At 39.6% G+C, this 21,109-nt stretch carries 20 protein-coding genes, 1 pseudogene and 1 other annotated feature; of the genes and pseudogenes, 13 read left to right on the forward strand and 8 right to left on the reverse strand.

The features are described 5' to 3' along the window. The 3 genes from AN619_RS01795 to AN619_RS01805 all read left to right on the forward strand — a co-directional run. Window positions 1-281 (forward strand): transposase (locus AN619_RS01795; protein WP_198153211.1); only part of this gene is annotated, 281 nt, incomplete at its 5' end. Between the two features lie 261 nt (window positions 282-542). After that, window positions 543-1,610, forward strand: coding sequence for a hypothetical protein (locus AN619_RS01800; protein WP_068554520.1), 1,068 nt, complete (start codon window positions 543-545; stop codon window positions 1,608-1,610). Window positions 1,611-1,728: 118 nt separating this feature from the next. Then, window positions 1,729-2,202 carry a hypothetical protein gene (locus tag AN619_RS01805; protein ID WP_068554522.1) on the forward strand — a complete coding sequence of 158 codons (474 nt, stop codon included), beginning with the start codon at window positions 1,729-1,731 and terminating at the stop codon, window positions 2,200-2,202. Window positions 2,203-2,391: 189 nt separating this feature from the next. On the opposite strand, the pseudogene AN619_RS01810 reads toward AN619_RS01805, so the two are convergent. The 6 genes and pseudogenes from AN619_RS01810 to AN619_RS01835 all read right to left on the reverse strand — a co-directional run bounded on the left by AN619_RS01810 (window position 2,392) and on the right by AN619_RS01835 (window position 7,865). Then, a pseudogene (locus AN619_RS01810) lies at window positions 2,392-3,710 on the reverse strand (IS1380 family transposase). Between the two features lie 275 nt (window positions 3,711-3,985). After that, on the reverse strand, window positions 3,986-5,083 hold the full coding sequence (locus AN619_RS01815; protein ID WP_068554524.1) for an NADH:ubiquinone reductase (Na(+)-transporting) subunit F: 1,098 nt from the start codon (window positions 5,081-5,083) through the stop codon (window positions 3,986-3,988). A gap of 12 nt (window positions 5,084-5,095) precedes the next feature. Continuing rightward, the gene (locus tag AN619_RS01820) at window positions 5,096-5,686 is read right to left on the reverse strand and encodes an NADH:ubiquinone reductase (Na(+)-transporting) subunit E (RefSeq protein WP_068554526.1); all 591 of its coding nucleotides are present in this window, start codon (window positions 5,684-5,686) and stop codon (window positions 5,096-5,098) included. Continuing rightward, complete coding sequence (locus AN619_RS01825; RefSeq protein WP_068554528.1) at window positions 5,683-6,303, reverse strand: NADH:ubiquinone reductase (Na(+)-transporting) subunit D; 621 nt, start codon at window positions 6,301-6,303, stop codon at window positions 5,683-5,685. Before AN619_RS01825 ends, AN619_RS01820 begins: the two co-directional genes overlap by 4 nt. A gap of 3 nt (window positions 6,304-6,306) precedes the next feature. Beyond that, complete coding sequence (locus AN619_RS01830) at window positions 6,307-6,909, reverse strand: FMN-binding protein (RefSeq protein WP_068554529.1); 603 nt, start codon at window positions 6,907-6,909, stop codon at window positions 6,307-6,309. Then, the gene (locus AN619_RS01835) at window positions 6,906-7,865 is read right to left on the reverse strand and encodes an RnfABCDGE type electron transport complex subunit D (RefSeq protein WP_068554555.1); all 960 of its coding nucleotides are present in this window, start codon (window positions 7,863-7,865) and stop codon (window positions 6,906-6,908) included. The genes AN619_RS01830 and AN619_RS01835 overlap by 4 nt, the downstream gene beginning before the upstream one ends. Window positions 7,866-8,128: 263 nt before the next feature. On the opposite strand from AN619_RS01835, the gene AN619_RS01840 reads away from it, so the two are divergent. Beyond that, the gene (locus AN619_RS01840) at window positions 8,129-9,244 is read left to right on the forward strand and encodes a glycosyltransferase family 4 protein (protein ID WP_068554531.1); all 1,116 of its coding nucleotides are present in this window, start codon (window positions 8,129-8,131) and stop codon (window positions 9,242-9,244) included. A 146-nt stretch (window positions 9,245-9,390) separates the two neighbouring features. Here the strand turns inward: AN619_RS01840 and AN619_RS01845 are convergent, their stop codons facing one another. Continuing rightward, window positions 9,391-10,029, reverse strand: a complete 639-nt coding sequence (locus AN619_RS01845; protein WP_068554533.1) for a nitroreductase family protein — start codon at window positions 10,027-10,029, stop codon at window positions 9,391-9,393. A 684-nt stretch (window positions 10,030-10,713) separates the two neighbouring features. Between AN619_RS01845 and AN619_RS01850 the strand changes: the two genes are divergently transcribed. The 7 genes from AN619_RS01850 to AN619_RS01880 all read left to right on the forward strand — a co-directional run bounded on the left by AN619_RS01850 (window position 10,714) and on the right by AN619_RS01880 (window position 16,852). Next, complete coding sequence (locus tag AN619_RS01850) at window positions 10,714-10,896, forward strand: hypothetical protein (protein WP_157064874.1); 183 nt, start codon at window positions 10,714-10,716, stop codon at window positions 10,894-10,896. Between the two features lie 229 nt (window positions 10,897-11,125). Continuing rightward, window positions 11,126-12,154 carry a homoserine dehydrogenase gene (locus tag AN619_RS01855; RefSeq protein WP_068554557.1) on the forward strand — a complete coding sequence of 343 codons (1,029 nt, stop codon included), beginning with the start codon at window positions 11,126-11,128 and terminating at the stop codon, window positions 12,152-12,154. A gap of 159 nt (window positions 12,155-12,313) precedes the next feature. Next, window positions 12,314-13,402: a PRK06851 family protein gene (locus AN619_RS01860; RefSeq protein WP_068554537.1), complete on the forward strand. Its 1,089-nt coding sequence runs from the start codon at window positions 12,314-12,316 to the stop codon at window positions 13,400-13,402. 275 nt (window positions 13,403-13,677) lie between these two features. Beyond that, the gene (locus AN619_RS01865) at window positions 13,678-14,328 is read left to right on the forward strand and encodes a class I SAM-dependent methyltransferase (protein ID WP_068554539.1); all 651 of its coding nucleotides are present in this window, start codon (window positions 13,678-13,680) and stop codon (window positions 14,326-14,328) included. Between the two features lies 1 nt (window position 14,329). Beyond that, window positions 14,330-14,806 (forward strand): S-ribosylhomocysteine lyase, encoded by a 477-nt coding sequence (locus tag AN619_RS01870; RefSeq protein ID WP_068554541.1) that lies wholly within the window; start codon window positions 14,330-14,332, stop codon window positions 14,804-14,806. Further along, complete coding sequence (locus AN619_RS01875) at window positions 14,796-15,917, forward strand: bifunctional cystathionine gamma-lyase/homocysteine desulfhydrase (RefSeq protein ID WP_068554543.1); 1,122 nt, start codon at window positions 14,796-14,798, stop codon at window positions 15,915-15,917. Before AN619_RS01870 ends, AN619_RS01875 begins: the two co-directional genes overlap by 11 nt. Before the next feature lie 14 nt (window positions 15,918-15,931). After that, entirely contained in the window at window positions 15,932-16,852 is a 921-nt protein-coding gene (locus AN619_RS01880) for a PLP-dependent cysteine synthase family protein (RefSeq protein WP_068554545.1), read from the forward strand. A gap of 57 nt (window positions 16,853-16,909) precedes the next feature. Here AN619_RS01880 and AN619_RS01885 read toward each other — a convergent pair whose 3' ends face one another. Continuing rightward, the gene (locus tag AN619_RS01885) at window positions 16,910-17,389 is read right to left on the reverse strand and encodes an N-acetylmuramoyl-L-alanine amidase (protein ID WP_068554547.1); all 480 of its coding nucleotides are present in this window, start codon (window positions 17,387-17,389) and stop codon (window positions 16,910-16,912) included. 283 nt (window positions 17,390-17,672) lie between these two features. On the opposite strand from AN619_RS01885, the gene AN619_RS01890 reads away from it, so the two are divergent. Together AN619_RS01890 and asnS are read left to right on the forward strand one after the other, a co-directional pair. Then, on the forward strand, window positions 17,673-19,052 hold the full coding sequence (locus tag AN619_RS01890) for a replication-associated recombination protein A (protein ID WP_330382003.1): 1,380 nt from the start codon (window positions 17,673-17,675) through the stop codon (window positions 19,050-19,052). Window positions 19,053-19,244: 192 nt separating this feature from the next. Then, window positions 19,245-19,495, forward strand: a binding site (T-box leader). A gap of 56 nt (window positions 19,496-19,551) precedes the next feature. Next, window positions 19,552-20,946 (forward strand): asparagine--tRNA ligase, encoded by a 1,395-nt coding sequence (asnS, locus tag AN619_RS01895; protein ID WP_330382004.1) that lies wholly within the window; start codon window positions 19,552-19,554, stop codon window positions 20,944-20,946. Window positions 20,947-21,109 lie beyond the last annotated feature (163 nt).

The raw sequence follows: 21,109 nt of genomic DNA on the forward strand, positions 1-21,109 counted from the left end.
GGGAGAACAATCTGGATAAGGTCTTATGCCTATATGATTTTCCTAGAGAGATTCGTCACATTATCTATACAACCAATGCTATAGAAAGCTACCACAGCTCTTTAAGGAAAGTAATCAATACAAAGGCCGCTTTTCCTAACGATGAAGCAATATACAAACTTTTTTACCTTCGAACAATGGATATCGTGAGCAAATGGAATCGGGCCATTCCTAATTGGTCTCAGGTATTAAATCAATTGGTCATATTATTTGTTAATAGGATCATAAAATTTCTGCCTTAAAAAAAGTTTACACACTTTACTTGACAAGGTCCAAAATTAATGCTTAGTTTAAATTTAAAATTAGGATATTTTTACTAATTTCATAATAATTACAATATTCGACATATATATTACCTTATCTAATATATAATATATAGTAGCATTATAAATCATTTTTATGTGGAGGTGATATAGTATGTCATGTATTCGTTCTCCAAACTAATTTTGTGTTTAATCATTACTAAAGTTGTTTAATACCAAAATAATGACAGGGGGATACATATGAGAAAAGTATTAAGTTTATTATTAATGCTTATGTTAATATTTTCTTCAATGGCTTATGCTGAGCATTTGACATCCACACCAATTGATAAGGCGATAAGTTTCAAAGACAAAACATCCCAAAAAGGAAAATTTAAAGTATGGAAAGATGAAAAAATTGGAAGTAAACGAGAACTATATAACTCTGAAGGCAAACTTTCTGCTTATTTAGTTACGGTGGAAAGCCGTGATGACAAAATTATAGGCTATATGCTAATTGAGCCTAGGAATAATGAGGTTATTGAATATGCTCTTGGGCAATCTCCATATGATGATTATTTAGATAAATATCTTGAAATAAATAAGAACAAATTTAAAGACAAAGATATTCAACTGATATATGATGGACCTTCTAGATATGGAATTGAAATTAAAGACAAAAATAAAAAAGATAAAGAAATTATTGCTTTTACCACAGATTCTTCAGTAGAAATACGCGTAGATTCAAATAAAGACGTAAATATGCTAATGGAACAAAAAAATATTAATACGGATGATATAGTTACCCCCATGGGTTACACTACATATAGTAAGATAATAAGCGGGGTTGGTAATAACATTTGGTATAGAGCGTGTGGACCAACAGCAGGATCAAATATCGTATATTACTGGGATGGTAAAGGATATCCTAATTTGGTATTGTCTGGTGAAACCGCTGAAGATATCATCGACGAACTCTATGTAGATATGGGATCTATAAATCAAGCAACCTTGCCTACAAACTATAAGCTTGGACTTAAAGCTTATTTTGATAGACATTATAATGGGGTATTTAATAATAAACCGTATACATCTCCAACCTATGCTGATGTAAAGTATGAAGTAGATAGAAACTGCCCTGGAACAATTCTTTATATGGGGCATCCACATTATGGAGAGCATTACGTTACTTTAGTAGGCTACGAGTATGAATATGGTGAAAGCAGTGGCTACTATGTAATACATGATACATGGGATATTAAAGATATTTATAGACCTTGGGCGTCTGATGTAAGTGATATTGAACAAATGATTGGTTTCTATAAATAAATCATAATATTCTTTTCTAATCTAAGAATTAAGAAACATATAGTATAAATATAGGATAGAGGTATCTAATCTCTATCCTGTATTAGTTATAAATTTTAATTAAGCGAGGATGGTTGATTTGAAACGAAAACACTATAATCTTGTGATTGTTTTATTTCTTTTTTTACTGCTATGGTGTTACATTGAGTTTGTTAATTTACTCCCTAAGTCATTAGCTATTGCAATTGTTTTATTGAAAGGGGAAGTTATTTATATTGATTCTATTACTTTTACTACAACCGGTCCAATATATCGACAAATCATCGGTAGTGACTTGTGGGGGAATAAAAGGGTAGTTTGGGTAGATAAGAAGATTGCAAAAAGCGTAAATTTAAATGATGGTATAAGTCAAGGTGAAGCAATTGAGATTGCAAAAAAATCTGGAATCAACAAAATTGAAACAATACAACTAACTTATAAGCCATATATAGACGATCCCGGACTCGTTTCACCTAGTGTTCCGGAAGGAGTCTATTGGTATATTAGAGGAGAAAGTATTAGCTTGTTCATTGACTTTTTCTCTGGATCTATAGTTACTAAGTATACTAAGTAAGACACGAATAAAAAAATTACAGTTAACCTGAATTGTTCATGAAAATCTATGAAGAGATTTTAGACACTCAAAATTAAATTTTATCAGTTTTAAAATCCTGAATCAGGGAAAAGTTTCTAAAAAGGGGCAGACTCTCCTCCCGTAGTTGTCACTTTTGAATTTTGAAGATGTCAAGGTGCGTATTTGCTATCATGCAAGCATTGGCATTAACCTTATATTTTGAAAGGTTTCGTAGAATTCTTTTTGATAGGGACAGCTACTGCAAAGTTTGAATGTAATATACCTTGCTGATCGGATTACCTTTGATGCAATCTTGATTAGCTTTAAGCGAATGGTATCGATCTGCATTTTTCTCATGTTTGCAGGAAGAACCAAACGCTGAAACAAATTGAACAAGTTATATGCCAATACGTGAATTTGTAGCCGGTTTGCATTCACGATCCTATCATGGCTGCTGGTAGATGAAAAATCAAAACCATTCTTACATTCCTTGATGAAATTTTCCATAATTCCTCGATTGCAGTAAAATCCAAGGATTTCATGGGGTTTAAGACCCATATTCGTGACAATAAAAACATATTGGTAAGTAAACTGATTTGCAGGTTTCTCAACCTTTACAACAATGCGTCTGGGATAGTCCCAGCTTGCTGCTTGATAGAAAAACTCATCATATGCGACAGCATAATCTGCCTTATTCTCAGATGTAAGTTCATCCAAAAGGTCACTTGCATGACTTGCTAATTTGTAGAGATTCTGATTTACTTTTAGCCGAATAGCATAAGAAACACCATTGGTTTCGCATTGCTCAAACAAGTCAGGTGTTGCAAAACCACTATCGCCTCTAAGATACAAGGTGATATCAGGATACATTTGCTGATACTCATTCAATAAAGGCTCCATAAAATTACAACCCCATTGGAAGAATAGACCGTACCGTCTCTAAGCTCTGCTTTCAGAAGGTCGCCTGTTAAGCCGTCATAGCATAATAACGGATGATAGCCATGGGCACTGTAGTGGAAGTTGAAACCTTCACCTTCTTGCCTACCATAGGTGTTCAGCAAGGTGGAATCGATATCTAAAAGCACCATTTCAGGTTTTTTAATTCCATAGACAAGTTTTCTAAGTTCCTTGGTGATTTCATGAAACTGATTTAATGTATCGAAATCCATACGATGAAAAAACCGTGATAAAGTGGGTTGTGAAGCCAAAGAAGATTTTTCTGGGATGTTCTTAAAAACAGGTTCATTCGTTAGTTCATCAGCATCGTTGTCATTGAAGTATCCAGCCAAAATCTGATAGATCACCTGACAAAGGTTTTCGTCATCTTTGTGGGTACGTTTAGCCGTATCATTGGTTTTGAACAACTTTTTGATGAGTTTATGAAAACCAAGCTTGTGGGCAAATTCCTTAATCAGAAGCAGCCCGGAATCGGAGGATAGATCTCCTCCGGCGAAATTAATTTTAACTTTACTATTGCTTTCTGAGTGAAGTACACTTAAAATAGACATAAGGGTTCCTCCTTTGTTGTAATGTTAGGGTAGTGACTTCATTTTAACAAAGTTGGAACTCTTTTTCTATTGTTTTGCTTTCACTTTTTAAGTGAAAACGGTGATAAAGAAAAAAACATTGCAATTATGCGGTTCAAAGCAACGATGAATGAATTATGGTGAATAATTCAGGGTTAACTATGCTAACTTACCATGAAAAAACACCATTTCCCTTTTATGGGGAACGGTGTTTGTCTGCAAACTGAGTTCAGATGCTTATCTGAACTTTCTTTTTTTTAATCAAACTTGTCGTAGTAAATCAAATCTTCAGGGATACCTTTTTTCTTTAATACTTCTACGGTGGATTCGATCATGGTTTTACTGCCACACAGATAGGCTTCTTTATTTCCACCGTTTTCTACATACTTTTCGATAAGATCTGTTACTCTTCCCACGTCTCCAGTCCATTGATCCTCCGGTGCAGGTCTCGATAAACATGGAAAAAAGGTAAAGTTGGGAATTTTTTCTTCGAATGCTTTCATTTCTTCGATCAAAATCAAGTCTGTTTTTGTGCGGGCACCAAAAAAGTAGGTGGCTTTCCGGGTGATGTTTTGTTCAGCCATTTGATATAAAATGGAACGCATAGGTGCCATGCCCGTGCCTACAGCCACGAGAATGATTTCCCTTTCGCTATTACGAAGATAGAATTCACCGTAAGGGCCATTCAATAAAACCTCATCACCTTCTTTTAAGTATTTATGGACATAAGTGGTACAGATGCCGTTGGGAACGTAACCAATGATCAATTCTATTCTATTTGGCTGATGTACACTGGATGCCAGGGAGTAGGCCCTGTATACTTCTTCTTTGCTTCCTTCATAGATAGGTGCTTTGAGTTGAATATATTGCCCGGGCTTAAAAGAAATTTGATCGGGGTCGATGAGTTTTAGCCTTAACAATTTGATGGTTGGGGTCAGATTTATGATTTTTTCCACAAGGGTTCTGAATTCTTTGACATTGAACAACTCTTCAGGAATTTCAATTTTCATGTTTTCTTTGACTTTGCACTGACAAGATAGGCGGACATTATTTTTTAGTTCCCGTTCAGATAAATAGGGCAGTTCTGTAGGGAGGACAGGCCCGCCCCCTTCTGTGACGGTTACTTTGCAATAGGCACAGCTTCCTTTCCCACCACAGGCAGAAGGAATAAAGATTTGGCTGTCCCGCAAGGAGGAAAGAAGAGAATTTCCTCCCTCTACGGTAATTTCTTTTTCATTGTTGATTGTAATTTTGCATTGTCCATAGTTGGCAATATAGGTGTTGGCAAGGGTCAGCAGCAAGGCAAGGACCGTTGCGATGGAGGTGATCACGATAACAGTCATCAAAATTGTCATAGAAGGCACCTCCTATTGAATTTGTACAATTCCGGAAAATCCGGTAAAAGCCAAGGCCATTAAGCCAATGATGATTAAGGTGATTCCTGGGCCTTGGAGGCCCTTTGGAATTCTATTGTTCTTGATTTTTTGCCGGATGCCCGCCAAGGCCAAAATGGCCAATGTCCAACCTATACCTGAACCTAGGCCGAAGGCTGTTGATTGCAAGAAACTATATTTTCTGATCACCATAAAGAGAGAAACTCCCAGGATGGCGCAGTTTACCGTGATCAAGGGCAAAAATATGCCTAAGGCGTAATAAAGATGAGGCATATATCGTTCCAAAATCATCTCCACCAACTGGACGAAGGCGGCGATAACAATGATAAAAACAATGAAGCGAAGATATTCCAGTTGAAGAGGAACTAAGATATAGCGGTATACCAAATAATTTAAGATGGCCGTTGCCGTGGTAACAAAGGTGACTGCCTGGCCAAGGCCCAGGGAAGTATTGATTTCTTTTGATACGGCAATGAAGGAGCACATGCCAAGGAAATTGGACAAAATCATGTTATTTGTAAAAATTGCTGCAAATAAAATTACAATGGGATGAATGTCTATCATGCAACAGCACCTTCCTTCTCTTTTTCATCTTCCGAAGATAGATTGCGGGTAACCCATATCACCATGGCCAGCATGAAAAAAGCTCCAGGAGGCATGATCATAATGGTCCATTTGGTCCACCAACTGCCCAGCAGTGGATAGCCGAAAACTGTTCCGAAACCCATCAACTCTCTAAAGAAGGCAATGACCAACAGGATAAGGGCATAACCTGTACCGGAAGCAATACCGTCCAGAAAAGATGGTAGGGGTGGGTTGGTTTGGGCAAAAGCTTCACATCGCCCCATAATAATACAGTTTGTAATAATCAAGCCTACATAAGGACCCAAGGCATCGCTCATAGCAGGAAAGTAGGCTTTCAATACGATATCGACGATAATGACATAGGAAGATATAATCAAAGTCTGAACCATCATCCGGATATGTTTTGGTGTATACAAGCGTATCAGGGAAACGGTGAGACTGGAAAAAGATGTTACGAAAATCAAACCTATACCCATAACGAAGGAATTTAGCATGAGATTGGTAACAGCCAAAGCAGAGCAAATACCCAAAATCTGGCGAAAAATGGGATTGTCTTTCCAAAGACCTTCCATAAAGATTTTTTTTGGGCTAGTCATGAATTATTTCCTCCCTTCCATGGCTTTGAAAAATACCGTTAGTTCTTTATTGATAATGGCCAGTACTGCCTTTGAGGTAAGGGTAGCACCTGAAATGGCATCGACGGTGCCATCGGGAGAAGGTCTATAGATCACGTAGGGGGGTGTTGCTCTAATTTTTATATTCCGAAATTGCTCCTTGAACCAATCTTCATCGATACGTCCACCCAGACCGGGTGTTTCAGAATGGGATAGAAAATTGATACCTAGGATTGTGTCATAGGCATCATTGATGGCAACAACACCCCGAATATTTCCCCATAGCCCCGGTCCTTCGATTGCTATAGCATACCCTATCAATTGATCATTCATATAACCTTCATAAATTGTCAGATTTTCATTTTTTGATTCTTTGATGTGTTGATGATACAATTCATTGATCTGTGGGGCTGTCATGGATTCCCTATAGGGAATGGCAAATGCATATAGAATTTTTTTCTGATTTTTTATCATTTGATTGTTCCGGATGACTGCAAGGGTATTTTGGTTCACAGCAGCCAAAAGAAAGGTGAAAATTGTTGTCATGACCATCATGAACAGGACAGAATAAAGAGCACCTTTTTTCATAGGGCCACCTTCTTTCTGCTGTTTTTATACAGTTTTACGGTTTCATCAATAAGGGGTGAAAAGGTATTACCGATCAAAATGGCAAACATAATTCCCCCGGCGAACAATGCATAGCCTCTGATAATGACGGTGACAATTCCTATGAGCACTCCGTAAATCCATTTCCCTTCCATGGTCACGGGAGAAGAAATGGGGTCTGTTGCCATAAATACAGTGCCAAACAGCAGGCCACCGGATAAGCATCCCAAGATTGGGCTTGGGATAGGTGGAGCTCCCATAAGAAACAGAGAAGTGCTCATGGCAAAATACCCTGCGAGTACGGCCAACATGGTCTGCCAAGAGGCTGACTTGGTGTAAATTAAATAAATAGCTGACAGAATAATGACAAGGGCGCTGGTTTCTCCAAGGGAACCGGGAATATTGCCTATGAATAGTTTTATCCATGATTCCATTTGTCCAGTTTCCCTAAAAATCAGCATAGGTGTTGACTGGGAGATGGCATCAATTGGTTCTGTAAGCCATAGAGCAAAGCCTCCCGGGAAACCTGCGGCAGGTTTTACCCAATGGATGGTCAATGGCTCAGGAAAAGAAACGTATACAAAGCATCTTCCCACAAGGGCAGGATTAAATATATTTTTCCCGAAGCCTCCAAATACCTCTTTGCCAAAAACGATGCCAAAAATAATTCCTACGGCAGCAATCCAAAAAGGCGTTCCAGGGGGCAGCGTTAGTGTGTATAGCATACAGGTCACAATTACTGCCTCTGAAATGGGTTTGTGGTACTGTCTTTCAAAAAACCATTCTGCAAGTATACCGATGGCAGTAACCCATATCAGGAGCACCAGTGCCCGAAGGCCAAAAAAATAAATAGAAACAATGATGATAGGAACGAGGCTGATCATAACTCTTCTCATAAGTTTTTGCTTCATGAATAAGGGTTTTTTCGGCAGACCCATGTAGACACTCCCTTCCAAAGTTATATCTATCCAATACCCAGGCAAAGAAGGATTCAAAACAATATTTGCAATTTTTTGAAAATAATATAATAGTACAGACTGGATATCACATAATTCATAGGATGAAAATGGATGTACAAATGTGATTGAGGGCTCCGAGGTGGCAAAGGAAAGCACAATGTTCACAATATAAACCTGAATTTCATAAAATACTGGTAAGTGGCAAATTACATAAATGAGAATATGGAAAAGGAGCCGATAACATGAAGATTGGAATAGATGCTAGAGTTGCAAGCTGGCATATAGGTTCTGGTTTGGGGAATTATACGATCCAAATTATTTCAAATTTGAAAAATATAGATCAAGCCAATAGGTATATGTTATTTTATCCGGAAAATAATGACGATGGGACAAACAACCTTTTTCGATCCTGCAGCGGTGGAGAGGGGGAGAGAAGAAGGGATTTTTGGCAGTTGATGTATCGTACGGAATGGAAAAAAGGGCCAAAGGTCGATATATTCCATAACACGGTCAATGGTATAGGCATACCCCGCAAAGGGAAACATAAGCTGGTCATTACCTTGCATGATTTGATCCCCTATATTATGCCTGAGACCGTGGATAAACCCCATTTGGAATATGTGCTTCGGCATACGCCTGAAGCCATTGCCAGGGCAGAAAAAATTATTACGGTATCCCATCATTCGAAGAAGGATATCATGCGTTACTTTCATGTTCCGAAGGAAAAGATTGAAGTAATTTATCATGCGGCGGATAAAATTTTTAAGCCTATGGATAAGACAGAGGCAAGGAATAAAATCGGAGAAAAATATTATATTGCGAATCCTTTCATCCTTTACTTAGGCGGATTCAGTCCAAGGAAGAACATTGCAAGGCTCATTCGTGCATTTCATCTGATTTGCCGGGAGTTGGAAGGAGATTACAAGCTTGTGATTTTAGGAGAGCCCTCCCGGACTTACGCCAATCTAAAAAGACTTGTAGAAAAGTTGAAGATTCAGGACAAAGTCATATTTGCAGGATTTATACCGACAGGAGATTTGCCTGTGTTTTACAATGCCTGCGAATGCTTTGTCTATCCGTCTTTATACGAAGGGTTTGGATTGCCGCCCTTGGAGGCTGCTGCCTGCGGTGTACCTGTGGTTACTTCTAAGATTTCATCAATTCCTGAAATTATGGGCAGCTGCTGTACCTATGTAAATCCCTATGAAATCGTAGATATTGCCCAGGGAATTTATGACACCCTGACAGACCAAGAATTGAGAAAAAGATTGATTGAAAAAGGTCTGCAGCATAGTAAAAACTTTTCCTGGGAAAAGGCATCTTTACAAACATTGAAGGTATATGACAGCTTAAAATAACAAAGTCTTCCGTTGCAAGATTGAAAGGAAGACTTTGTTGAAACACACGACGGAAATTATGACTGATCCACAATTTGTGAAAGTACATTATTTCCTATGTGTTATAAAAAAAAGCACATACTGCTGCGCATGTGCTTCCTTGTGTTTTATTCAATGATTGTCATGACTTCTTCAATGGGTTTTCTTGGGGGGCTGGATAACTCGCTTTCTTCAGGAACACCCAAGGGGGTCATGGCAGCAAGGAAATATCCTTCCTTGTGGAATCCCAGATATTCCTGGATTTCTTTGAAAGCATATACGGGGCCGGTCATCCAGCAGGTACCGTAGCCTAAGGCCGCCGCTGCCAGCATAAGATTTTCTATGGCGGCAGAGACATTTTGAATGGCCGGAGAAACCCTCAGGATGTTGTGTAGTTCCTCGGAGGATGCATTTTTTGCCTTAAAGGCTTCTACTGCCATTTCCCTGTAGGGACCGGCAAAGGCAAGGATTAATACTGGGGCTCCCCTAAAAATTGTGTGATAATGTTTGAATTTTGTAATTTCCTTTTTTAATGATTCGTCATCGGTCCAAGAGGCCATTTCAGCGTTTTTGTCTTCTACAATTTTCACGATGTCCTGTATTTTGTTGGGATTTTTTAAAATAACAAAATGCCAATTTTGTACGTTTTTCCCCGATGGGGCGTATGTAGCCGCTTTTATAATTTCTTGAATATGGACCGGATCAACATCTGCCTCTTTAAACTTCCTAACACTGTGGCGTCGATAAATAAAATCTAATGCACTCATTGATTCCCCTCCTTTTTTGATATATAGGTGCTTTTATTATTAGTATAATCTATAATGATATAGAATAAAAGTACTGAAAAAAGGGAAACTTCCTATGGGTGAAATGCCGACAATATTACAGTTCCATTACAGATGTAGAAAAAGGTTGTAAAATTTACCAAATAAGAATATAATAAATCGTGGATGAGAAGAAAAGTTTGAGAAGGAGGTCGTGTATATGAAAAATGTAAAAAGATGCATCATCGCAACAAATACTTTCCCTATTGCCGGAAAACTGAATCAAATATTGTCTTTGCACGACCCATGGGAACTGCGATAAATTTGTAATTATGTACATGAAACATAGACCATTTTTGTCGGCCGCGGGTAGTGTAATCACTATCTATGGCCTTCCATTTGTATAGTCATATCAGCTGATTGTCAAAACCAATAGGGGACTGGAGTCCCTATATTGTTTGCATATTTTACTCCAATGAAAAGCCATAGGTAGGATGAGACCTGTGGCTTTTATTTTGTGCAGAAAGGAGCGAGGAAAATTGCCAAAGGTGATTTTATTCTAAGAAGACATGGCAGAAAAATATTTTGCATGAAGGGGTAATCATAATGTATAGGGAAAAGATGAGACCAGTAAATTCAGAAGAATTATATCTGAGGAAAATTGCAAAAACAGGGAGGAATAAAATAATGTCATTATTAAATTTCAGTTTAAATATCAGTCATTTTCATATTGATATTCAAGTAAAAAAGGATGAGGAAAAAAGAAAAGAAAAAATGAGAAGGCTGGTGGAACATGAACAAAGACTCAACGAAGTGCTAGAGGAAAGAAATAAATTTGAATATGCACTGATGCGAATCAACATGCAGTAATTTAATTATAACAAAGTGAATAAGCTGACCCTTGCGCCTTGGCTTCTTGGCCCCTTTTCCAAATAAAAAAGGCGGCCGGCTGGTTTGCCACGAAGCCTACATCTCAAGGATTCCAAAGGATTCATATTCTTTTGTCTTCAGTCATAACAGATGGGAAATCCCATCTGTTATGCTTTTGAAGGAAATCTTTACGAAAGAGAGAATAAAGGAAAGGGAGGAGGGAGACGGAATGAAAAGAGTACGCATTGTCCTAGCAGGGTATGGGAATGTGGGCTATCGTTTTGCTGAAATTATGAAGGATAAATATAAGGCTGTATCTCAAAATTATGGATTGGAGCTGCAGCTGGTGGCCGTCATCGGCAGACGTTATGCCGTCTATGAGGATAGAGGAATCTCTTTGGATAAGCTATTAGATTGCGGAAAGCACGGGAAAGGGTTAGCCGGTTATGGAGAAGGCGCGTATCCTATAGAAAGCAGTTTAGATATCTTAAAGAATATCCGGGCCCATGTGCTGGTGGAGGCAACACCGACAAATATTGAAACGGGGGAGCCGGGATATTCCCATATGAGGCAGGCCTTTCGATCAGGGATGGATGTGGTGGCTTTAAGTAAGGGAGCCTTGGTTTGCCATTACAGAGAGATCATGGAAGAAATGCAAAAACATCACCGCAGGATCAAAGTCAGTGGAGCAACGGCGGCGGCACTGCCTACCATAGATATGGGCCAATATAACCTGGCAGGGAATGATATCTATAGAATTCAAGGGATTTTTAACGGAACCACCAATTACATTCTCACAAGGATGCACAAAGAAGGCATTCCCTATCATGCAGCGTTAAAGGAAGCACAGGAAAAAGGGATTGCAGAAGCAGATCCGAGATTGGATGTGGGGGGCTTTGACACGGCATCCAAGCTGTTAATCCTGGTAAATAGCCTGATGAATACTGCCTATACGCTCAAGGATATAGAAATTCAAGGAATCGAAAAAATTGATGGGAAAGATATTATGGAAGCAAGGCAAAAGGATCGTACAATTAAGCTGGTGGGAGAGGCCTTTAGGACAGAAGATGGCATAAAAATGCAAGTTCGTCCCATGGAATTGGAAAATTCCAATCTATTAAGCAAAGCGGATTATAAGGACAAGGCCGTTGTATTTTATACGGATCTCATGGGCACGATTTCTGTTATCGGCGGAGGGTCAGATCCTAAGGCGGCTGCCGCTGCAGCATTCAAGGATATCATCAATTTGTACAAATAGAACAAATAAAAAGAAGCGTGTTGCAGTCCAACACGCTTCTTTTTTTCAAAGAAACTTAGCATCTGTTTTAAGAACAAGCACAAAGGCGAATGGGCTACATAAGATAATAGTATGGTAAAAAGATGCAGTCAAGTTTATAAGAAGGGGGAAAATGTGCATATGGTTAAAAAAGGCTTTATCAAAAGAGTTTTTCCTGGAGGAAATACTGCAAAGGGTTTTTTTTCATACTATGACAATATCATTGGTACGGAGGCGACGCGAATTTTTATTATCAAAGGGGGACCGGGCGTAGGCAAATCATCCTTTATGAAAAAGATCGGGTGTGAAATGGCGGAGAAGGGATATGATGTCGAGTTCCATCAATGTTCATCTGATAATGGTTCCTTGGATGGAATTGTAATACCGGAATTAAAGATTGCCATCATTGATGGTACGGCACCCCATGTGGTGGACCCGAAGCATCCGGGAGGAATCGATGAAATTTTAAACTTCGGAGAGTTTTGGGATGAGGATGGAATGAGAAAGAACAGGGAACAAATTGTAGCCATTACAACAAAGCTTGGGAAACTATACAAGAGGGCTTATCGCTTTATCGCTGCGGCTAAGTCCATAAGGGATGACATGGAGGCTATTTATAAGGAAGCCCTGGATAAAGGAAAACTTAACTTAGCCCTTACCAAATTGAAAGCGGAAGTCCTTGCAGGTGTCCCCTATATGCAAAAAGAAGGAAAAACCAGACATCTGTTTGGAAGCGCCTATGCACCGGGAGGCGTAATAGATTATTATGAAACCATTGTTGAGACCATGGAGAAAATAATTTACATCAACAGCTCCTATGTGGAAGGAACATCATTGGTTTTAGAAGAGATTGTCCATGAGGCTGTGAAAAAGGGATTGTTTGTGGAGGTATATCATGAACCCATGGTAGAAACCAACATTGAAACAATCCTGATTCCTGAATTGAAGGTTGCAATCACTGCCAGCAAAAAGTATAAGAACAAGAATATACGGATATTTGATGTGGATTCTTTCATAGATCAAGATATTCTCAAAGAGAATGAGGAGAAACTGAAGGAAGATGAAGCACTGGTGGATGAGTTGTTGACAAAGGGTTTGGCAAATATGTTGGTGGCCAAAAAAGAACATGATATCCTGGAAACCTATTATATACCCAATATGAATTTCAAAGAAATCGATCAGTTTCGAGAAAAAATTATGGAGAAAATTATGAAATATGCAAAGGAATAGACGGCTTGCAGAAAAAAATATGAGCAAACCCTTGGGATTTGTGGATAAGTCATAATTTCCGTCATGGGTTTCGACAAAGTCTTCCTTTCAATCTTCCAACGGAAGACTTTGTTTTTTTTTTGAGCTCTACAGGGAAGCGTGACGGATGAATTTTGTTGCCATCTGCAGAAAGATCAAAGGCGTAAAGAAGTTTATTGACGAATCCATAGAAGATATGATAAACTAATTCCAAGTAAACAGATATGAATACACAAGATTCAAAAGGAGGGTGTCAAATGCACGATTTTAGCCCGTTGTTTGATGCGTGGGCCGCCAGCTATGATGCAACAGTGTATGATGCAGACCATGAATACGCTGAAGTTTTTGAGGGATATAATGCCATACTGGAAAATATATGTGAAAAGATTTCAGAAAAATCCGGTGGGGTTGTTCTGGAAATCGGTATCGGCACAGGGAATCTAACAAAATTGCTTTATGAGAAAGGATTTCATGTTATTGGGATAGAGCCTTCCAAAGAAATGAGGAAAATTGCCCAGTCTAAATTGCCGGATGTTCCTATTATGGATGGACACTTTTTATCTATACCTGTTTCCGTGCATATGGATGCTGTCGTTACTTCCTATGCATTTCACCATCTTCCATTGGATGAGAAGAAAAAGGCCCTTGTATATTTGGATGGTTTGTTGAAGGATGGGGGAAAAATCATCATCGCAGATACCATGTTTGAATCGGAAGAATATAAAAAAAGCTTATTGGATCGTGTAAAGAGTTCAGGAGCCTTTAACTTGTTAAAGGATTTGAATACCGAGTACTATGAATATGTGGAAGATATTTGCCAACTGTTTCGAGAATTAAATTATCAATTGGAAGCAGAGAAAATGAATCAGTATGTCTGGATGATATCGGCAAGCAAAGGGAGAGATTGATGTGAAAAAAATAATTGTAGAAAGTTTTACCATGGACCATACGCAAGTGAAGGCGCCTTTTGTGCGAAAGTGCGGAAGAATAGAAACACCGAAGGGAGATGTCATTACCAAATTCGATTTAAGATTTACACAGCCCAACAGAGAAATCATGCCGACGGGGGCTGTACATGCCCTTGAACATCTGATGGCGGGCTTTATCAGGGAAGAGCTGGAGGATGTGGTAGACCTGTCGCCAATGGGATGCAGAACAGGATTCTATTTGATTATGGTAGGAGAAAGGCAAGAGGAGGAAATTGCAAAGGCATGGATTTGTTCCCTAGAAAAGGTGCTCCTGGCGGAAGAAGTACCTGCCGCCGATCCTGTCCAATGCGGCAATTACAGAGATATGTCATTATTTGGGGCAAAGGAGTTTGCCAAAGATGTGCTGAAGGGATTAAAGGAAAAATATTTATTTGAGGAGGAATCCTATGAAATTTAATTCTTTAGTGATACATGGGGGCATCGATGGAGATAAGCATACAGGATCGGTAACCGTACCGATCTATCAGACTTCAACCTACTCCCAGGAAAAAGTCGGTCAGCATAAGGGGTATGAGTATTCACGGACGGGAAATCCCACGAGGGAGGCGGCAGAAAAACTGATTGCAGACCTGGAGGGAGGATACAGGGGGTTTGCCTTTGGATCCGGCATGGCTGCCATATCCTCTGTATTGATGTTGTTCCAATCGGGGGATCATATCATATTTAGTGATGATGTTTATGGCGGAACCTTCAGGGTCGTGGATAAAATCTTTAAGAATCTTGGCCTAGAATATAGTTTTGTAGATACCAGCGATTTGGATAATATAACAAAGCATCTGAAAAGCAATACAAAGGCGATTTATATAGAAACCCCGACAAATCCCTTAATGAAATTAACAGATATTCAGGGGGCGTCGGTGATTGCGAAAGAAAATAATCTCCTTCTGATTGTAGATAATACTTTTATGACTCCCTATTTGCAAAGACCTATTGCATTGGGAGCAGATATCGTTCTTCATAGTGCTACAAAATATTTGGGCGGGCACAGTGATTTGGTGGCAGGGCTGGTGGTTGTCAGCAATGAAGGGCTGGCCAATCGAATGCATTTTATACAGAACGCTGTAGGGGCAATTCTCGGGCCCTTTGACAGCTGGCTGTTGATCAAAGGAATTCGTACATTGGCCGTTCGCATGGATAGGCATTGTGAAAATGCGAAAAAAATTGCCGATTGGTTGACGCAGCAAAGCTGGGTGAAAAAGGTTTATTATCCCGGCCATGGTGCTAATCCAATAAAGGATCAAATGCGGGATTACGGAGGAATGATTTCATTTGAGCTATCCGATGAAACCCATGTGGAAAAGCTGCTGTCGAATCTGCAGACGATTACATTGGCCGAGAGCCTTGGGGGCGTGGAAAGTCTTATCTCTGTTCCAGCCCAGATGACCCATGCTTCCATACCCCCTGAAATAAGGGAACGATTGGGAATCAGCAACACTTTGGTCAGGCTTTCTGTAGGTATTGAAGACGTGGAGGATATCATTGCAGATTTGAATCTATCGGATCAATAAAGGGGGAAAGTGATATGCATTATTATAATCAGATACAGGATTTGATCGGCAATACCCCTATGCTGAAAATTAACCATTTTGACATACCAAAGGATGTAAATATTTTTGCCAAGTTGGAATTTTATAATCCGGGCGGTTCTGTGAAGGACAGGATCGGAAAATGGATCATTGAAAAGGCAGAAGAAGAGGGAATGTTAAAAAAAGGCTATACCATTATAGAAGCTACAGCAGGCAATACGGGGATTGGCATAGCCCTTGCAGCTATTCATAAGGGATATTCCATCATTTTCGTGGTTCCGGGGAAGTTTTCCATAGAGAAGCAAATCATCATGAAGGCCCTGGGAGCAAAAATCATCCATACACCTACCGAAGCCGGCATGGATGGAGCCTTTCAAAAAGTAGAAGAATTAAAAAGAGAAATAAAAAATGTCTTTGTGGTCAACCAGTTTGCCAATAACTATAATCCCCAGGCCCACTATCTTTTTACGGGAAGGGAAATATATGAGCAACTAGATGGACAGATTGACCTATTTGTCTCAGGGGCAGGTTCCGGTGGGACATTTACCGGCGTTATGTCTTATCTCAAAGAAAAAAATAAAAATATACGGGGTGTTTTAGCAGATCCTGTGGGTTCTATTCTTGGAGGGGGAACATGCGGACCCTATAAAATAGAGGGCATAGGCAATGATTTTATACCTAGTGTTATGGAAATGAGCCTGGTGGATGAAGTGGAGAAGGTTTCCGATGAAGAAGCGTTGTTCATGGTAAAAGAATTGGCTTTCAAGGAAGGCCTGTTGGTAGGGTCTTCTTCGGGGGCTGTTTTTCAGGCAGCGCTCAATCAAGCAAAAAAGATAAGGAAAGGCAATATCGTTGTATTATTTGCCGATAGAGGGGATCGCTATTTTAGCAAACAGCTCTATGGGCTTTCAATATGACTGTATTGTTGAATAAAGCTGAGAAAATTGCATCGGGAAGTGTAGGGGCATATAAGTCTATGGATGGAATACATCCATGGACTTATGTTGTTTTTGGACAATGGATGTAAAAAAATTATAATTTCTCTTGAGCTTATTTTTTCTACGGAAGGACAAAATATAACTGTATTCGCCTATTGACGAAAGGAGATGAAAAAATGGCAATATCCTGGAAGAAAAATTTGGGAAATACCGATAGAGTTTTGCGGATTCTATTGGGAACGCTGTTATATTTTGATGCTGCAATACTTTTTTTATTTTTAAGGAAATATCCAAATTGATATCTTTTTCCAATAGTCCTGACTGAAATGTTCCGCCGTCGATTCCCCCATGTCCGGGATCAATGGCGATGATGTTGTCATAAAAAAGATGGGATACAGCACTGGTAACGTAGTTTTTCCTGCTTGCCATAAGGAGCATGGATATGCCTAGGATTATGAGCAGTGGGAGTATAAGCTTTTTACGGTGTACGACAATCAAAACTATTTTTCCCGACATTCCTTTTTCATCCCTTTCTGTATTCTAACAATATATCCTATGCACCATGCCATGATTGTATTATTCGATCTCTACTTAGTCGTCAAATATATTGGATAATATCGAATTAGCCTCAGATTATAGCATATTGGAGATAGCCGTACTGAAAGAATGGGAAGGAAAAAGTCTAAAGGAATTGAACTTGAGAAAAAAAGGAGTTGTCCATTTTCCATAGGAATCTTGCGGAGGGAGGATTGGTTGCAGAGAAATTTTTATAAAGACTTGACAAAGAAGGATTCTCCCGATGAAAAAAGAATATATCATTTATGAAATAGAAAAAAAGGTGGTTATTATGGATTTGTTTGACTTACAAAGGGAAATCAATTTAAAAAAGGATGCACCTCTGGCTGAACGATTAAAGCCAAAGCGACTGGAGGATTTCGTAGGCCAAGAACATATTGTGGGAGAGGGGAAGCTCCTATGGCGGGCAATTAAGGCGGATCGCATTACTTCCCTGATTCTCTATGGGCCTCCCGGTACAGGAAAGACGAGCCTTGCAAGGGTGATTGCCAATACGACCAAATCGAATTTTGTCCAACTCAATGCTGTTACCTCAGGGGTGAAGGATTTAAAGGAAGTGGTGGAAAACGCTAAAGATACCATGGGGATGTATCACAGGAGAACGATTCTTTTTCTCGATGAAATTCATCGATTTAATAAAGCTCAGCAGGATGCACTGCTGCCCTATGTGGAGAATGGCACATTGATTTTCATTGGTGCCACTACGGAAAATCCCTATTTCGAAGTAAATAATGCTTTGATTTCAAGATCCATGCTGTTCCGTCTGGAACCCTTGGATGAGGCGGCCATTCAAAAAATTATCCTAAGGGCCTTACAGGACTGTGAAGTGGGCCTAGGCATGTTTGATATTTCTTTGGCTCCCCAAGCATTGGAGTTTTTAGCGGCTGTTGCCAACGGTGACGCCAGGAGAGCCTTAAACGCTTTGGAGTTGGCTGTTTTGACCACGGAGAAGGATGAAGAAGGAAAAATTCATATCGGCTTGGATGTGATAAGGGAATGTTTGCAAAAGAGGCATATCCAATATGACAAAAATAGCGATTATCATTATGATATTGTTTCTGCCTTTATAAAAAGCATGAGGGGCTCTGACCCCGATGGAACCCTGCATTATCTGGCTAGGATGCTTCATGGAGGAGAGGACCCCATGTTGATTGCCAGGCGGATTGTGATTGCCGCCTCAGAGGATGTAGGATTGGCAGATCCCAATGCCTTAGTAGTGGCCAACAGTGCTGCCCAAGCTGTCCAGTTGATCGGCATGCCGGAGGCGAGAATTATTTTGGCCCAGGCTGCAGTGTATGTGGCGACAGCCCCCAAAAGCAATGCCAGCTATGTGGGCATCAATAAAGCTTTCAAGGATATAGGGGATAAAGAAATCGGACAGGTACCTTTGCATTTAAGGGATCAAAGTTATAGCGGGGCAAAAAAAATGGGTCATGGATTGGGCTATCTTTATCCCCATGATTATCCCCATCATTATGTGGAGCAGCAGTATTTGCCTAACGAACTTTCTGGGGTAACATATTATGAAGCCACTGAAAACGGTTATGAAAAAAAAATAAAAGAAAGACTCGCGTGGCTTAAGAAGGATAAAAACGGGTCTTGAAGATGTCCTGTAGAAAAAGTGCTAAGAATTTTTAAGATAGGAGCTGGTTTTGCACCAAGCATGCATAAATTTTATATAATCCGCAAAGACTTACAATAATTGAAGAATGGAAGGATATTTTTTCTCCGGATCAAAAAAGATTTGACAGATATTTTAGCGAAGCATATAATATTTTATAATAAAATATGACAGCAAAAGACGAGGAAGAGAAGAGTAGGTAAAGGAAGTAGTCCTAGCGAGTCGGTGATGGTGGAAGACCGATACGAAGCCTCTACTGAAGAACATCTCGGAGTTTCTAACTGAAATCCATAGGAGAGTAGGCTTAGACGGAACCAAACCGTTATCTGTTGGACAATATTGAATGGATTCATTCAGTATTGATTAGAGATGGTCATTTTTGACAATTAGGGTGGTACCGCGGAACTTAGCCTTTCGTCCCTGGATAGGGAGGAAAGGCTTTTTAATATGGTTAAGCAATGATAAAAAGGAGGCAAAAGAAATGATAAAACTGGCGGAAGTAAAAAAAATCTTTAAGGAAACAGACAAATATTTAGATCAGATCATAAAGGTCGGGGGATGGATCAGAACCGTAAGAACGTCAAAAACATTCGGATTTATCGAATTAAACGACGGCAGTTATTTTAAGAATATTCAGATTGTATTCGAAGATCATTTGGATAATTTTGAAGAGATTGCAAAGCTGCCCATTAGTTCGGCTATTATCGTTGAAGGGAAGCTTGTGGCTACGCCGGAAGCCAAACAGCCCTTTGAATTGAAGGCCACCAAAATAGAAGTGGAAGGATACTCCACAACAGATTATCCTTTGCAAAAAAAGAGACACAGTTTTGAATTTTTGAGAACTATTGCCCACTTGCGACCACGCAGCAATACTTTTTCTGCTGTATTTAGGGTCCGCTCCATTGCTGCCTATGCCATCCATAAGTTTTTCCAGGAGAGGGGCTTTGTATATGTCCATACGCCAATCATTACGGGCAGTGACTGTGAAGGGGCAGGGGCCATGTTCAGAGTAACTACCATGGATTTAAACAATATTCCAAAGGATGAGCAGGGAACTGTAGATTTTTCTAAGGATTTTTTTGGAAAGGAAACAAACTTGACAGTAAGTGGTCAGTTAAACGTGGAATCTTACTGTATGGCTTTTAAAAATGTTTATACCTTTGGACCCACCTTCCGAGCAGAAAATTCCAATACAGCCCGTCATGCGGCAGAATTCTGGATGATTGAGCCGGAGATTGCCTTTGCGGACCTTGAGGACAATATGGAATTGGCTGAGGATATGATGAAATATATTATCCGTTATGTTATGGAGCATGCACCGGAAGAAATGGAATTTTTCAACAGTTTTATTGATCCTGGACTCTTTGACAGGCTAAATAACGTTTTAAATTCAGATTTTGGCAGAATCACTTATACAGAGGCCATCGAAATTTTAAAGAATTCAGTGGAAAACTTTGAATACCCTGTGGAATGGGGCTGTGATCTGCAAACAGAACATGAAAGGTATCTGACGGAAAAGGTGTTTAAGAAACCGGTATTCGTTACAAATTATCCTAAAGAGATTAAAGCATTCTATATGCGGTTGAATGATGACCAGAAAACTGTTGCGGCCATGGATTTGCTTGTGCCCGGCGTTGGAGAAATTATTGGAGGAAGCCAAAGGGAGGAAAGGTACGAGGTACTGGAGCGAAGAATGGACGAAATGGGGCTTCATAAGGAAGATTACTGGTGGTATCTTGAACTGAGGAAATATGGAGGAACAAGACATGCTGGTTTTGGCCTTGGGTTTGAAAGGGCTATTATGTATTTGACGGGAATGAGCAATATCAGGGATGTCATCTCCTTCCCGAGAACGGTAAGAACGGCAGAATTCTAAAGAATGGTTTACTTTTAAAATTATCTATGCTATACTTTACTTTGTCAGTGGAAGACATCTAGAATGAAGGGGAGTAGCCAATGGCCTTGGGCCATCAAACTAGTCGTCATCTCGGTTGCGAAAAGCAACTCGGCTAGTTTATCAAGTTTTCTTGAAGGCAAGA

Origin of the sequence: Thermotalea metallivorans (assembly GCF_001562415.1) — a bacterium.
Lineage (GTDB): Bacteria > Bacillota > Clostridia > Peptostreptococcales > Thermotaleaceae > Thermotalea > Thermotalea metallivorans.

Excerpts from the sequence above, each read along its gene's own strand:
- AN619_RS01825 (WP_068554528.1), bottom strand. The coding sequence starts at position 6,303 with ATGACTAGCCCAAAAAAAATCTTTATGGAAGGTCTTTGGAAAGACAAT.
- AN619_RS01855 (WP_068554557.1), top strand. The coding sequence starts at position 11,126 with ATGAAAAGAGTACGCATTGTCCTAGCAGGGTATGGGAATGTGGGCTAT.
- AN619_RS01820 (WP_068554526.1), bottom strand. The coding sequence starts at position 5,686 with ATGATAGACATTCATCCCATTGTAATTTTATTTGCAGCAATTTTTACA.
- AN619_RS01800 (WP_068554520.1), top strand. The coding sequence starts at position 543 with ATGAGAAAAGTATTAAGTTTATTATTAATGCTTATGTTAATATTTTCT.
- asnS (WP_330382004.1), top strand. The coding sequence starts at position 19,552 with ATGATAAAACTGGCGGAAGTAAAAAAAATCTTTAAGGAAACAGACAAA.
- AN619_RS01880 (WP_068554545.1), top strand. The coding sequence starts at position 15,932 with ATGCATTATTATAATCAGATACAGGATTTGATCGGCAATACCCCTATG.
- AN619_RS01865 (WP_068554539.1), top strand. The coding sequence starts at position 13,678 with ATGCACGATTTTAGCCCGTTGTTTGATGCGTGGGCCGCCAGCTATGAT.
- AN619_RS01835 (WP_068554555.1), bottom strand. The coding sequence starts at position 7,865 with ATGGGTCTGCCGAAAAAACCCTTATTCATGAAGCAAAAACTTATGAGA.
- AN619_RS01860 (WP_068554537.1), top strand. The coding sequence starts at position 12,314 with ATGGTTAAAAAAGGCTTTATCAAAAGAGTTTTTCCTGGAGGAAATACT.
- AN619_RS01885 (WP_068554547.1), bottom strand. The coding sequence starts at position 17,389 with ATGTCGGGAAAAATAGTTTTGATTGTCGTACACCGTAAAAAGCTTATA.
- AN619_RS01850 (WP_157064874.1), top strand. The coding sequence starts at position 10,714 with ATGTCATTATTAAATTTCAGTTTAAATATCAGTCATTTTCATATTGAT.
- AN619_RS01845 (WP_068554533.1), bottom strand. The coding sequence starts at position 10,029 with ATGAGTGCATTAGATTTTATTTATCGACGCCACAGTGTTAGGAAGTTT.
- AN619_RS01840 (WP_068554531.1), top strand. The coding sequence starts at position 8,129 with ATGAAGATTGGAATAGATGCTAGAGTTGCAAGCTGGCATATAGGTTCT.
- AN619_RS01830 (WP_068554529.1), bottom strand. The coding sequence starts at position 6,909 with ATGAAAAAAGGTGCTCTTTATTCTGTCCTGTTCATGATGGTCATGACA.
- AN619_RS01815 (WP_068554524.1), bottom strand. The coding sequence starts at position 5,083 with ATGACAATTTTGATGACTGTTATCGTGATCACCTCCATCGCAACGGTC.
- AN619_RS01890 (WP_330382003.1), top strand. The coding sequence starts at position 17,673 with ATGAAAAAAGAATATATCATTTATGAAATAGAAAAAAAGGTGGTTATT.
- AN619_RS01875 (WP_068554543.1), top strand. The coding sequence starts at position 14,796 with ATGAAATTTAATTCTTTAGTGATACATGGGGGCATCGATGGAGATAAG.